The sequence below is a fragment of the Rhizobium sp. GN54 genome (assembly GCF_021026345.1).
In the GTDB taxonomy this organism is placed as follows: Bacteria; Pseudomonadota; Alphaproteobacteria; order Rhizobiales; family Rhizobiaceae; genus Mycoplana.
On sequence record NZ_JAJNCZ010000001.1, the window covers coordinates 335309 to 349072 of the forward strand.

Below are 13764 nucleotides of genomic sequence, written 5' to 3' on the forward strand. Positions count from 1 at the left end.
GTAACGTTAATGCCTTTCTAATCGGGATGGCATTTTGCCCCTGATCACGAAACTTTTTCTGGTCTCCGGCGTTCTTTTGCAGGATGTAGCAACGTAATCCGCATCAACAGGAGTATGTCCAGAATGTTCGGTACCAGATCCATCGCCGTCGCGCTGTCCGTGCTTTTCGCTGTCAGCCCCGTCGTTCCCGCCACCAGCCAGGCCATGCCGAAAATGACGGTTCAGGCCGGCGAATCAGGCGTCGATCTCGTGCGCTGCGAAGGCCGTCACTGCCGCGACCGCCGCGACTGGAGGCGCGACCACCGCGACGCCCGCCGTGACTGGCAACGAGACCGCCGCCAGGCGCGCCGCAACTATAACCGCGGCTACCGCAACGGCTACTACAACGGCCACCGCGGCTATCGCTACGCCCGTCCGGGCTATCGCTACCACGACGGCTACTGGTTCCCGCTTGCAGCCTTCGCAACCGGCGCCATCATCGGCGGAGCGATCACCGCCCCCCGTGCTCCGGTCTATTCCGGTGGCGGCAGCGCCCACACCCAGTGGTGCTACAACCGTTATCGCTCCTACAGGGCTTACGACAACACGTTCCAGCCCTATAACGGCCCGCGCCAGCAGTGCTACTCGCCCTACGGCTGACCGTTAGCGAGCGGCCCGAAGGGTCGCAGGACAAGACCATGACCTTCATGCTCCGGGACTTCGGTTCCGGAGCATTTTCATGTGCATGATTCGCTGGTTCGGCGATTCCCCTCGCTTTTCAGTTTCTGCTAATTTACGCGCGTGACGGATGATTGGAAGGCCTTTCGGCCCCATCGGCGGTCACCTTTTCCACTGTCTCCCGCAGAGGGGCACCGTCGGCCAATTGCAATTGACGTTTACGTAAAAATAAATAATCTGCCGCGCATTGCGCCGGATGCCGCCAGCCGTCATTGTCGATGGCCAGGCCCCGGCGGCCAACGGGAGGATGCGTATGTACAAGGCTCCGGTGGAGGAGATCGTCTTCACCCTTCGTCACGTCGCGGGGCTTTCGGCCGCAATCGCAGACGGGCGTCTCGGCGAACTCTCGGACGATCTCGTCGAGGCGATCCTTGCCGAGGCGGGGCGTTTTGCGACCGAGGAGATCGCACCTTTGGCCGAAACCGGCGACCGCCAGGGCGTCGTCCTTGAGGATGCGCAGGTGAAGACCCCTGACGGCTGGGCCGCGCTCTACCGGGCATGGGCCGAAGGCGGCTGGAATTCGCTGACGGCATCGCCCGACTTCGGCGGGCAGGGGCTCCCCCACATGCTGCATGTCGCGGCGATGGAGATGTGGAACGGCGGCTCCATGGCGTTTGCGATCGGCCCGACGCTGACGATCGGTGCCGTCGAGGCCCTGACGGCGCATGGATCGGAGGCGCTGAAAAGCACCTACCTGCCGAAGATGGTCTCCGGCGAGTGGATGGGCTCCATGAACCTCACCGAGCCGCATGCCGGCTCTGACCTCGGCGTGATGAAGACCAGGGCGGAGCGCCGCGGCGACGGCAGCTATCGCCTGTTCGGCCAGAAAATCTTCATCACCTACGGCGAGCACGATTTCACCGACAACATCGTCCATCTGGTGCTGGCCCGCCTGCCGGACGCGCCGGCCGGCACGCGCGGCATCTCGCTATTTCTGGTGCCGAAGTTCCTGGTCGAGGCGGACGGTTCGCTCGAGGCCAGAAACGACGTGTTCTGCCACTCCGTCGAGCACAAGCTCGGCATCCGCGGTTCGCCCACCTGCACCATGATCTACGGCGACGGCCGCTTCGGCGGGGAGGCCGGCGCGATCGGCTGGCTGGTCGGAGAGGAGAACAGGGGGCTCGCCTGCATGTTCACCATGATGAACAATGCTAGGCTCGCCGTCGGCATGCAGGGCGTGGCGATCGCCGAGGCCGCCACGCAGAAGGCGATCGCCTATGCAAGGGAGCGCACGCAGGGCAGGGCGCCGGGATGGCAGGGATCCGGCATGAGCCCGATCATCGAGCATCCGGACGTCGCCCGCATGCTCCTGACGATGAAGGCGCTGACGCAGGGTGCGCGCGCCATCACCTATGCCTGCGCGCATGCGGTCGACATGGCGCATGCGACGCAGGGCGAGGAGGCCCGCCACTGGGCGGAGCGCGCCAGCCTGCTGACGCCGGTCGCCAAGAGTTTCGCCACCGATGCCGGCGTCGAGGTCGCCTCGCTCGGCGTGCAGGTGCATGGCGGCATGGGCTTCATCGAGGAGACGGGGGCCGCCCGGCTCTACCGCGATGCCCGGATCGCGCCCATCTACGAGGGCACCAACGGCATCCAGGCGATCGATCTCGTCACCCGCAAGCTGCCGCTCTCGGACGGCGCGCAGATGCGCGGCTTCATCGCCGAACTGCGCGGCATCGCCGACGCCGTCCGCGCCTCCAACGATCCGGCCTTCGGCGACACGGCCGTCCGGCTGGAGGCGAGCCTCGCCGATCTCGAGGCGGCCACCGCATGGCTCGGCACGGCCCTGGTCGAGGGGCGGCAGCCGGAAGCGCTCGCCGGCGCCACGCCCTACCAGCGGCTGTTCGGGCTCGTGCTGACGGGGATTTATCTCGCCTGGGGCGCGCTGGCCGACGCCGGCGACGGCAGGAAGGGCGAGCGCACCGCGCTTTGCCGCTTCGCCGCCGAGAACATCATCGCCGAAACCGCAGCCCTGAAGGACCGCGTCGTCAACGGCGCCGCCAGCCTGGAAGCCGCCAGGGCGGCGCTGGGCTAAATACTCGCCGGCAACAGGAAGCCGGCGACGGGGATCAACCCTCCCCTTGAGGGGGAGGGTCGGCGCGAAGCGCCGGGGTGGGGTGATGCCGCGGCAACAGTCGCATGGTGGTGGTCGCGACCGCCGCAGGTCACCCCCACCCGCAGCTTTGCTGCGACCTCCCCCCTCATGGGGGAGGTGGGCGCCCCACGAGCCCTCGACGCAGCGGCACGGAACGAACATCAGGCGCCATCCGCGCCCGGAAGGAGAAAGACCGCATGAGCGATCACGTCCTGATCGAACGACCGCAATCCGCCCCCGGCGTGCAGGTGATCCGGCTGAACCGGCCGGAGAAGAAGAACGCCATCACCCGCGCCATGTACCAGACGCTGACGGCGGCGATGCGCAGCGCGGATGTCGATCCGGCGGTGCGCGCGACCCTGCTGCTCGGCTCGGAGGGCTGCTTTTCCGCCGGCAACGACATGACCGATTTCCTCGCCGTTGCCATGGGCGGCACGATGGGCCGGGAGGTGGTGGATTTCCTCCATGCGCTTGCGGCCCACAACAAGCCGATTGTCTCCGGCGTCGATGGCCTTGCGATCGGCATCGGCACCACGATCCACCTCCACTGCGACATGACGATCGCCTCGCCGCGCTCGCTGTTCAAAACGCCCTTCGTCGATCTGGCGCTGGTGCCCGAGGCCGCCTCCAGCCTGATCGCACCGCGACTGATGGGCCATCAGCGCGCCTTTGCCCTGCTCGTGGCCGGCGAAGGGTTCACCGCCGAGGAGGCGCGCGCCGCCGGCCTGATCTGGAAGGTGACGGATGCCGTCGAGACCGAAGCGCTCGAGATCGCGACCCGCCTTGCCGCCAAGCCGCCGGAGGCGCTCCGGGCGGCACGCGACCTGATGCGCGGCGACCGCGAAGAGGTCGCCGGCCGCATCGACGACGAGGCGCACCAGTTCTCTGTCAGGCTGCGCAGCGCCGAAGCCCGCGCCGCCTTCGAGGCCTTCATGGCGAGGAAGTGAGGATGGGGCCGGTCTGCCGATTGAGCAGGTCGGCATTACGGCCTGTCATCGCGGCCAGAGCCAGAGCGTTTTCGGATTGCAGATTGGTCGCAGAGCACCGCACATGTAAAGGCCGCGAATACTCCGCACGGCAACCCAGAACATGGCGATCAGCACGAGGTTGTTCAGGAAACTGAAAAGCGTCGCTATGTGGACGGGTTGGAATGCCGTGGACGGCTGCAGCCAGAAAAACAGGCTCAAAGCGACGCCGACCATGGCCAGCAGGCATAGAAGAGCGACCGTGGTCGTCCGGAATTGCAGGCAATAGTGGCTCTGTTCGAACCCCTCGGGATGCGCCCGGCCCTTTCGCGCGATGAAGTGCGCCACGATCAGAAGCGGAAAGAACAACAGGCCGAAAAGGATATAGGCATAGTTCCGGGCGACGCCCGCACGGTCGCCGGTATCCGAGACGCCCGGTGCACTCACGTTACAATCTCCTTCTGGCCGCTCTATACAGCCAGAAGAGTGTAAACAACTTCGCAACAGTCAAAAGTTGAGCTGCGCCGCCAGCCTCATTTCGAAAGCTCCAGCGTCGCCACCGTCTCCACATGCGACGACCAGAGGAACTGGTCGATCGGGGTGACGCCGGTGATGCGGTAGCCGGCGGCGGTCAGGATCGCGAGATCGCGGGCGAGCGTGACCGGATTGCAGGAGACGGCGGCAATCTTCTTGACGCCCGAGCGCGCCAGCTCGCGACACTGGTCCTCGGCGCCGGCCCGTGGCGGATCGAACACGACGGCGTCGAACACCTTCAGTTCCGAAGCCATCAGCGGCCGGCGGAAAAGGTCCCGCTTCTCGACGGTGACGCCTTTGAGCCCCTGGGCGTGGCGGGCGGCATGGTCGAGCGCCTTCAACGCCTTCTCGTCGCCCTCGACCGCATGGACGCGGGCGGAACGGGCCATCCTGAGCGCGAAGGTGCCGGAGCCGGCGAAGAGGTCGGCCACCCGCTTGGCTTTGCCGATGTGGCCGAGCACCAGGGCTGCCATCGCGTCCTCCGCCTCCTTCGTCGCCTGGGTGAAGCCGCCCGGCGGCGGCGAGACGAGAACGCCGCCGAAATCGATCTGTGGCTTCTGCGGCTCGATCAGGATCTCGCCGTCATGGGACACGCGGGTGATGCCGCGCAGGCCGAGCACGCATTCCGTCACCGCCCGCCGTTGCCGGTCGCCGACCTTGCGCACCCCCTCGAAGGCGAGGTCGAGGCCGGAGAGCGTCTCGAGCACGGTGAGCCGGAAACCCTGGCTGTCGGTCGAAAGCGCCGTGGCGACCGCGCGGATCGCATCCAGCTTCCCGACGATGCCCGGCCGGCTGATCGGACACTGGTCGATATCGACGATGTGGTGGCTGCCCGCCTGGTTGAAGCCGAGCAGCAGGCCCTTCTCGGTCCGGCGCGCGGTGAAGACCACCCGCCGGCGCTCGCCGGGACGGGCGATGACGAGCGGCGCCATCTCCGCGGCGATCCCCTTGGACTTCAGCGCATCGGCCACGAGGCCGCGCTTGAAGGCGTGATAGAGCCCGTCCGAGGCATGCTGCAGCGAACAGCCGCCGCAGGTGCCGTTCCTCCCGTCGGGGCCGAAATGCGGACAGGCGGGCGCGATCCTGTCGGGCGAGGCCGCAGACGTGGAGATCACCGTGCCGTGGTTCTTCACCCTGGCGATCGCCACCGTTTCCCCCGGCAGCGTGAAGGGAACGTAGAGGGGCCCCTCCGGGCCGCTCGCAATCCCGTCCCCGCCGCTGCCGAGCCTGCTGATCGTCACCGTTTCCGTGCTCATGGCTTGCGTCCTGAAAGAAGATATTCCTGGTTGCCGTCGCCGCCGGCGATCGGGGCGGGGATGACGCCGAGGCTTTCCCAGCCCATCTCGGCGGTGAGCCAGCGCTCCAGTACGGCGGCAATCTCCGGACCTGCCGAAGGATCCTTCAGCAGCCCGCCCTTGCCGATCGCCGTGCGCCCAGCCTCGAATTGCGGCTTCACCAGAAGCACGCAGACCGCGCCGGCAGCGGCGAGCGAAAGGGCCGGCGGCAGCGCCAGCCTCAGCGAGATGAAGGAGACGTCGGAGACGACGCAGCCGATCGTCCGCCCGACGAGGTGATCGGCGGAGAGTTCGCGGGCGTTCAGGCCTTCGAGGCTGGTGACGCGCGGATCGCCGCCGATGCGGGGATGCAACTGCCCGTGGCCGACGTCGACGGCTATGACATGCGCGGCCCCGCGGGCGAGCAGCACCTCGGTGAAGCCGCCGGTCGAGGCGCCGATGTCGAGACAGTTCCGGCCTTCGGGATCGAGCCCGAACCGGTCGAATGCGGCCGCAAGTTTCAACGCCGCGCGGGAGACATAGGCCTGCGCCGGATCATCGATCGCGATTTCGGCATTCTCCCCGACGCCGGCGCCGGCCTTGGTCACCGTCCTGCCGTCCACGGTCACGGTGCCGCGCGCGATCGCGTCGCGGGCGCGCGAACGGCTGTCGAAAAGCCCGCGCGAGACGAGCAACTGGTCGAGGCGGGTCGAAGGGGCGTGGTCGGACATCGCCCCTCAATGACGCCTGCCGCGGCCGCTGGCAAGGGCACGCCGCAGCAATTGCCCGTTTGCGCCGCCGCCACGGCAGTCCGGGCGGGGGCAGATGCAGGCCGGAATCGGGAGCCCAGGCGCCAGATCCTGCTGCGGCTGACGCCTCGATCCCGACCCGGCCTGTTGCCGTTCAGGCGGAAAAGAACCCGCGCATGGTGTCGACATAGTCCTGGTCGGGCAGGGTGCGCCGTGCCCTGACGAAGCCGCGGGCGTCATCGCCGATCAGGTAGCGCAGCCGGTCGGTGCCGTCGGTCAGCGCTTCGTGGATCAGCGCTGCGACGTCGTCTGCCGCGATGTTGCTTTCCGAAGCCATGCGGCCGAAGGTTGCGAGCGTGCGCTCGACGAAGGGTTGGTAGTCGGAGAGCGACGAGGCGTCCGCGCCGCGCGCCGCCTGGTTCTCCCCGAAGCGGGTCGCGGTGACGCCGCCGTGCGGGATCACGAGCTTCACCTTGATGTCCTGCGAGGCGAGTTCGTAGGAGAGTGCCTCGGTGAAGCCTTCGAGGGCGAACTTGCTGGCGCAGTAGAGCGAGATCATCGGCAGGGTGAAGAGGCCGGCGCCGGAGGAGACGTTGAGGACGGCGCCGCCGCCATTCGCTCGGAAGTGCGGCAGCAGGGCGCGGGTGACGTTCATCACCCCGAACAGGTTGACGTCGAACTGCGCTTGGATCTGCGCGGGCGTCAGCGCCTCGAAAAGCCCCCATTGACCGTAGCCGGCATTGTTGACGAGGGCGTCGATGCGGCCAAAGCGGGCGATGCCGGCGTCGATCGCCGCGCGGATGCTGTCCGCATCCTGCACGTCCAGCCGCGTGGCGAGCACGTTGTCGCCTTTCGGCAGGCTGTCGGCGTTCGCAAGGTCGCGCATCGTTGCGATCACGTTCCAGCCCTTATCGGCAAAGAGCCGCGCTGCCGCCTTGCCGATGCCGGACGAAGTGCCTGTGATGAGAATGGTCGAGGTCATGGTCGATGTCTCCGGATCGTTTGTCTGTCTGCGACCGGGAGATAGGGTGGTTGGACTGTTCTGATAATCCGGCTATTCTGGCATGAACAGATGAGGTAGATCGAACAATGACCAGGGCCGGCCTTGCCGAATTCAACGCCGTCGTCGCGGTCGCCGAGCACGGCAGCTTCCGCCGTGCCGCCCGCGAGCTCGACATGTCTGCCTCGGCGCTGAGCCATGCGATCACCACGCTGGAGCGGCGGATCGGCGTGCGCCTGTTCAACCGCACCACCCGCAGCGTCTCGTTGTCGGAAGCAGGCGAAGCATTCGTCGCGCGCGTCCGCCCGGCGCTGCGGGAACTGGGGGCGGCGGTCGAGGCGGTGAACGCGTTCCGCGACCGTCCGGCCGGGTTGCTGCGGATCAACACCTCCGAAGGGGCGGCGCGCCAGTTCCTGGCGCCCGTGATCTTCGGCTTCCTCGAGCGCTATCCGGATATGCGCATCGATCTCGTCGCCGAAGGCAGGCTGGTCGACATCGTCGCCGACGGCTTCGATGCCGGCGTGCGGCTGGTCGAGGCGGTGCCGAAGGACATGATCGCCGTGCCGATCGGCCCGATGCAGCGCTTCGTCGTGGTCGGCGCACCCGGCTATTTCGCCCGCCATCCCCGCCCGGAGACCCCCGCCGACCTGCTGCACCACGATTGCATCCGCAGTCGCCTGCCGAGCGGAGCCGTCTTCCGCTGGGAGTTCGAGAAGCATGGGGAACAGGTGGTGCTCGACGTGTCGGGCAGGCTCACGCTCGACAACCAGAACCTGAGGCTGGAAGCGGCGCTTGCCGGCGTGGGCCTTGCCTATCTGACGGAACGCGACACCGAAGCCGCCATCGCCAGCGGAGCGCTCGTGCGCGTGCTCGACGATTGGACCGCGCCGTTTCCCGGCCTTGCGATCTTCTATTCCGGCCATCGCCTCGTCCCGGCCGGACTGCGTGCCTTCATCGATTTCGCCCGGAACGCCTTTCCCGCCGGGACCTAGCGTCGCGCGAATTCCCGAAGCCCCCGTTGGTGGAGGACCAGATTCACCAATTTTTTATGGAGAATGGTTATAGCCGATATTGATTTTCGAGGCTGACGACTTCCTCCCGCGTGCCATGACCGGCGCCCATCGTTGTGTCCCCAATCATGTCTTCCAGCGCCATGACGGAGCGCGCGGCTGCGGTCCCCTGCGACTGCCCGCATGCGGCCGCTCAGTAGGAGTTCCATCATGAAGTTCAAGAATATCTCGCTGAGCGGGAAGCTCAGCATCACGTTCGCCGGTCTGATCCTCGTCTTTCTCGCCGTCTCCGGCGTCGTCTATGTCAAGGCGCGTGAATCGATGCTGGCCTCCGAGGTCCAGCTTCGTTCCGAGCGGCTGGTCAACACCATCGACAACGCCCTGCATGCGATGCTCGAACAGGCCGTCAACCAGCGCGGCTTCCTGCTGTTTCGCAGCGACAGCACCTATGGCGACGTCTTCGCCAACCGCGACAAGATGCTGACCTTCATCGACGAGGCCAAGGCGCTCGCGGCCGGTCAGCCGGAGATGCTGACGTCGATCGACGCCATGCTGGCGGCCGCCAACGTCTTCCACGAACAGTTGACCGTGCCGCAGCTCGAAGCGCGCAAGACCACCGAGGCGCCGATCTCCGAGGTCATCGAGATCGGCCGCAACCAGTCCAAGGGGCAGCTCGACGTGTTCCGCGTCTCGGCGGCCACGATCAAGGCCCAGGCCGGCGAATGGGCGGCCGCGCAGGTGGCCGCGCAGAAGGCTGCCAATTCCGGCCTCGTGCTCGCCCTCGTCGTCGGCGCGCTCACCGCCATCGCCATCGCCGTGCTCCTCGCCTGGACCCTGTCGAAGGCAATCGTCCGGCCGATCGTCGGCATGACCGCCGCCATGGACAAGCTCGCCGGCGGCGACAGCGACATCGACGTTCCGGCGCTCGACCGCAGCGACGAGGTCGGCCGCATGGCCAATGCCGTCCTGGTGTTCAAGGAGGCGGCGGTCGAAAAGCTGCGCCTGTCCGGCGAGACCGAGCGGATGCGCGACGATGCGGAGCGCCAGCGCCGCGACACCGACGAGCAGAAGAAGCGGGAGGCGCAGGAGATCAACCAGGCGGTCGAAGCGCTTGCCGCCGGCCTCGCGGGCCTTGCCGACGGCGATGTCGCCTACCGCATCGAGACGCCGTTCTCCCCGCATCTCGATCGCCTGCGGCTCGACTTCAACGCCTCGCTCGACAAGCTGCGCGGCGCGCTGCAGTCGGTCGGCAGCAATGCCGCCGCCATCCACGCCGGCGCCTCCGAGATCCTGTCGGCCGCCGACGACCTGGCGCGCCGCACCGAGCAGCAGGCGGCTTCCGTCGAGGAGACCGCCGCAGCGCTCGAGGAAGTCACCTCGACCGTCCGCGATAGCGCCAAGGGCGCCGAGGAGGCCGGTCGCCTCGTCGAGCGCACCCGCAAGGGCGCCGAGCATTCCGGCGAGATCGTCCGCAACGCGGTCGCGGCCATGCAGGCGATCGAGAAGTCTTCCGGCGAGATCTCCAACATCATCGGCGTCATCGAGGACATCGCCTTCCAGACCAACCTTCTGGCGCTGAATGCCGGCGTCGAGGCGGCGCGCGCCGGTGAAGCCGGCAAGGGCTTCGCCGTCGTCGCCCAGGAAGTCCGCGAACTGGCGCAGCGCTCCGGCAAGGCCGCCAAGGAGATCAAGGCGCTGATCACCACCTCGGGCGAACAGGTCCAGTCCGGCGTCTCGCTGGTCGGCGATACCGGTAAGGCGCTGGAGACGATCGTCGGCGAGGTCCAGGAGATCAACCGCCACGTCGCCTCGATCGTGGTCGCCACGCGCGAGCAGGCGACCGGCCTCCAGGAGATCAGCACCGCCGTCAACACGATGGACCAGGGCACGCAGCAGAACGCCGCCATGGTCGAGGAGCAGACGGCCGCCAGCCACAGCCTCGCCCAGGAGGCCGCAGCCCTCAACGAGCTCCTGACGCAGTTCAAGCTCGGCGGCGGCCAGGCAGCTCCGATGCACAAGGCAGCGGTGGCGACCCCGGCGTCACGCCCCGTCGCCTCGCCGGCGCGCGCGCTGGCAGGCAAGGTAGGACGCGCCTTCGGCGGCGGCCAATCCGCTGCGGCGGTCGCAGTCAAGGAGGAGTGGACCGAGTTCTGAGGTCGCTTCACCGATCGAACAACGGAAACGGGCGGTGCCGATGGCACCGCCCCTTTTTCTTTTCCGTTTTCATTTCCGTGGGGATGACGGGATCCCGGTTGAATGCGGTGAGGCCGCCGTTCAGCCGGCGACGCCGACGTCGATGCCCTTCTGGCCGAGCGCCCTGAACACCGTCGAGACGATGCCGGCGCGGTCAAGGCCCGCTTTCGCATACATCGCTTCCGGCTTGGCCTGTTCCATCCAGAGGTCGGGCAGAACCATCGGCCGCACCTTCAGGCCGGTCTCCAGCAGGCCCTCGAGGGCGAGGAACTGCAGCACGTGGCTGCCGAAGCCGCCGACGGAACCTTCCTCGATGGTGATCAGCACCTCGTGGTGGCGGGCGAGCTGGCGGATGAGGTCGTGGTCGAGCGGCTTGGCGAAGCGGGCGTCGGCGACGGTCGTCGGCAGCCCGGCGGCGTCGAGGTCCTCGGCCGCCAAAAGACAATCCGCAAGGCGCGTGCCGAACGACAGCAGCGCCACCTTGGAGCCCTGCTTGACGACGCGGCCCTTGCCGATCTGAAGGATTTCGCCGCGCACCGGCATGTCGACGCCGACGCCCTCGCCGCGCGGATAGCGGAAGGAGATCGGGCCCTCGTCATAGGCCGCCGCCGTGCGCACCATGTGCTTCAGCTCCGCCTCGTCGGCGGCCGCCATCACGACGAAGCCGGGCAGCGAGGCGAGGTAGGTCGTGTCGAACGAGCCCGCATGGGTCGGCCCGTCGGCCCCGACGAAGCCGGCGCGGTCGATCGGGAAGCGGACCGGCAGGCCCTGGATCGCCACGTCGTGCACCACCTGGTCGTAGGCGCGCTGCAGGAAGGTGGAGTAGAGGGCCGCGAACGGCTTGCAGCCTTCCGCCGCGAGCCCCGCCGCAAAGGTCACCGCGTGCTGCTCGGCAATCCCCACGTCGAACAGCCGGGCGGGATAGATGTCCCCGAACTTGTCGAGCCCGGTGCCGTTCGGCATGGCCGCGGTGATGGCGACGATCCTGTCGTCCTGCGCCGCTTCCCCGATCAGCGCCTCGGCGAAGACCGAGGTGTAGGAGGGGGCGTTCGGCTTGACCTTGGCCTGGGCGCCGGTGATCACGTCGAACTTGTTGACGCCGTGATACTTGTCGGCGGCGGCTTCGGCGGGCGCATAGCCCTTGCCCTTCTGCGTCACCACATGGATCAGCACCGGCCCCCGGGCGTTCTCGCGGACATTGCGCAGGACGGGCAGCAGGTGCTCGAAGGAATGGCCGTCGATCGGGCCGATATGGTAAAAGCCCATCTCCTCGAACAGCGTGCCGCCGGTGACATAGCCGCGGGCGTGTTCGACCGCGCGGGTAATCGCCCGGTCGACCGACTTGCCGAGATAGGCGGTCATCTTCTTGCCGAGTTCGCGGAAGCCCATATAGGTGCGGCCCGAGGCCAGCCTTGCCAGATAGGCGCTCATGGCGCCGGTCGGCGGGGCGATCGACATGTCGTTGTCGTTCAGGATCACGATCAGGCGGGCATCGAGCGCGCCGGCATTGTTCAGCGCCTCGTAGGCCATGCCGGCCGACAGCGCCCCGTCGCCGATCACCGCAATCACGTTGCGGTCGGCGCCGGAGAGGTCGGAGGCCACCGCCATGCCGAGACCGGCGGAGATGGAGGTCGAGGAGTGTGCTGCGCCGAAGGGATCGTATTCGCTCTCGGCGCGGCGGGTGAAGCCGGAAAGCCCGTCTTCCTGGCGCAATGTGCGGATCCGGTCGCGACGGCCGGTCAGGATCTTGTGCGGATAGCACTGGTGGCCGACGTCGAAGATCAGCCGGTCATGCGGTGTGTTGAAGACCTTGTGGATCGCGATCGTCAGTTCGACGACGCCGAGACCCGCGCCGAGATGGCCGCCGGTCACCGAGACGGCGTCGATCATCTCGCTGCGCAGCTCGGCGGCGAGCTGGGGCAGGTCGCGATCGTCCACCTTCTTCAGATCTGCCGGGATGTGTACCTGATCGAGCAGTGGGGTGGCTGGCAATTGTCTCACTCTTGATGCGCTGTTGCGGGGCGGCGGTATCCTGCGCCCGGCACGGGCCGCACCACCTGGAATTCTCTCTTGTCTGTCATTGCCGAATGCGGCGGGGTTTGCAACCTTGGAGCCAGAATAGATGCTTATGGCGGCCAAGGAAACATGACAGCGCGTCGCGGCGGCGGATGCTTCCTGGAGCCACAAGTAGGCATTGTCGGGGCAAAGCGCCAGCCCCGGATTATAGGGGCAGGGCGCTCGGGCGCTCCCTTGGGGCAGATGTTAGCTCTGCGGCAGCGGGATGAATTCCTCGTCGTCACCAGGCACGATGTCGAAGCGGCCCGTCCGCCACTCCTCCTTCGCCTGTTCGATCCGTTCCTTGGAAGAGGACACGAAGTTCCACCAGATGTGGCGCCGGGAGCCGAGCGCGGCACCGCCGAACAGCGACAGGTGACAGCCCGCCGGGCCCGCCTTCAGCGTGATCGCATCGCCCGGCCTGAAGACCAGGAGCCTGTCGGCGCCGAAGACGTCGCCGGCAACGTCGAGTTCGCCCGACAGCACGTAGACCGCGCGCTCCTCCCAGTCGGCGGCAAGCGGCGCGCTCGCGCCGGGGGCCAGCATCAGGTCGGTATAGAGCGTGTCGGAGGGCACCTTCACCGGAGAGCGGTAGCCCTCGTAGTGGCCGATGATGACGCGTCCCTGCATGCCGTCGGTGTCGAAAACCGGAAGTTCGTCGCGGGTCGAGTGGACGAAGGCGGGATCGATTTCCTCCTGGCCGTCGGGAAGCGCCAGCCAGGTCTGCAGGCCGGAGAGCCCGTGGGGATGGCCGCGCACGTTTTCGGGCGAACGCTCGGAATGCACGATGCCGCGGCCGGCGGTCATCAGGTTCAGGTCGCCCGGCCGGATGACCATCTCGGTTCCGAGGCTATCCCGGTGCTTGATTTCGCCGTCGAAGAGATAGGTGACGGTGGAAAGGCCGATATGGGGATGCGGACGCACGTCGATCGCGTCGCCTGCCTTGAAGAGCGCCGGCCCCATGCGGTCGAAGAAGATGAAGGGGCCGACGAGCCGCCGCTTGGCGGTGGGCAGCGCCCGGCGCACTTCGAAGCCGCCGAGATCGCTCGTACGCGGAATGATCAGGTGTTCCAGCGCGTTGCAGGCGGCTGCGTCGCCAGCGACGGGGTCCGGCCCCGGGAAAAAGCTCATGATGTTTGCTCCCTTGCCACGGTCTGCCTGCAGTCAACAGG

Annotated in this window: 11 protein-coding genes; 5 read left to right on the forward strand and 6 right to left on the reverse strand. The window is 67.3% G+C overall.

Features of this window, described 5'->3' with window-relative positions; all coding sequences use genetic code 11:
• Positions 1-123 precede the first annotated feature (123 nt).
• The 3 genes from LQK81_RS01580 to LQK81_RS01590 all read left to right on the forward strand — a co-directional run bounded on the left by LQK81_RS01580 (position 124) and on the right by LQK81_RS01590 (position 3759).
• On the forward strand, positions 124-639 hold the full coding sequence (locus tag LQK81_RS01580; RefSeq protein ID WP_230802919.1) for a BA14K family protein: 516 nt from the start codon (positions 124-126) through the stop codon (positions 637-639).
• Between the two features lie 331 nt (positions 640-970).
• Positions 971-2752, forward strand: a complete 1782-nt coding sequence (locus tag LQK81_RS01585) for an acyl-CoA dehydrogenase (protein ID WP_230802920.1) — start codon at positions 971-973, stop codon at positions 2750-2752.
• 257 nt (positions 2753-3009) lie between these two features.
• Positions 3010-3759 carry a crotonase/enoyl-CoA hydratase family protein gene (locus tag LQK81_RS01590; RefSeq protein ID WP_230802921.1) on the forward strand — a complete coding sequence of 250 codons (750 nt, stop codon included), beginning with the start codon at positions 3010-3012 and terminating at the stop codon, positions 3757-3759.
• Positions 3760-3804: 45 nt separating this feature from the next.
• Here LQK81_RS01590 and LQK81_RS01595 read toward each other — a convergent pair whose 3' ends face one another.
• The 4 genes from LQK81_RS01595 to LQK81_RS01610 form a co-directional block, all read right to left on the reverse strand.
• Positions 3805-4224, reverse strand: coding sequence for a hypothetical protein (locus LQK81_RS01595; RefSeq protein WP_230802922.1), 420 nt, complete (start codon positions 4222-4224; stop codon positions 3805-3807).
• Between the two features lie 86 nt (positions 4225-4310).
• Positions 4311-5567: a class I SAM-dependent RNA methyltransferase gene (locus tag LQK81_RS01600; RefSeq protein ID WP_230802923.1), complete on the reverse strand. Its 1257-nt coding sequence runs from the start codon at positions 5565-5567 to the stop codon at positions 4311-4313.
• Positions 5564-6316, reverse strand: coding sequence for a TlyA family RNA methyltransferase (locus tag LQK81_RS01605; protein ID WP_230802924.1), 753 nt, complete (start codon positions 6314-6316; stop codon positions 5564-5566). The genes LQK81_RS01600 and LQK81_RS01605 overlap by 4 nt, the downstream gene beginning before the upstream one ends.
• A 172-nt stretch (positions 6317-6488) precedes the next feature.
• A complete protein-coding gene (locus tag LQK81_RS01610; protein ID WP_230802925.1) occupies positions 6489-7316 on the reverse strand; it encodes an SDR family oxidoreductase in 828 nt (275 codons plus the stop codon).
• Positions 7317-7423: 107 nt separating this feature from the next.
• Here LQK81_RS01610 and LQK81_RS01615 point away from each other — a divergent pair, with 107 nt between their 5' ends.
• Positions 7424-8326, forward strand: a complete 903-nt coding sequence (locus tag LQK81_RS01615) for a LysR family transcriptional regulator (RefSeq protein WP_230802926.1) — start codon at positions 7424-7426, stop codon at positions 8324-8326.
• 228 nt (positions 8327-8554) lie between these two features.
• Positions 8555-10498 carry a methyl-accepting chemotaxis protein gene (locus LQK81_RS01620; protein WP_230802927.1) on the forward strand — a complete coding sequence of 648 codons (1944 nt, stop codon included), beginning with the start codon at positions 8555-8557 and terminating at the stop codon, positions 10496-10498.
• Positions 10499-10618: 120 nt separating this feature from the next.
• On the opposite strand, the gene dxs is transcribed toward LQK81_RS01620, so the two are convergent.
• Together dxs and LQK81_RS01630 are read right to left on the reverse strand one after the other, a co-directional pair.
• Positions 10619-12538, reverse strand: coding sequence for a 1-deoxy-D-xylulose-5-phosphate synthase (gene dxs, locus LQK81_RS01625; protein WP_230802928.1), 1920 nt, complete (start codon positions 12536-12538; stop codon positions 10619-10621).
• A gap of 261 nt (positions 12539-12799) precedes the next feature.
• Complete coding sequence (locus LQK81_RS01630; protein ID WP_230802929.1) at positions 12800-13723, reverse strand: pirin family protein; 924 nt, start codon at positions 13721-13723, stop codon at positions 12800-12802.
• Positions 13724-13764: the final 41 nt, after the last annotated feature.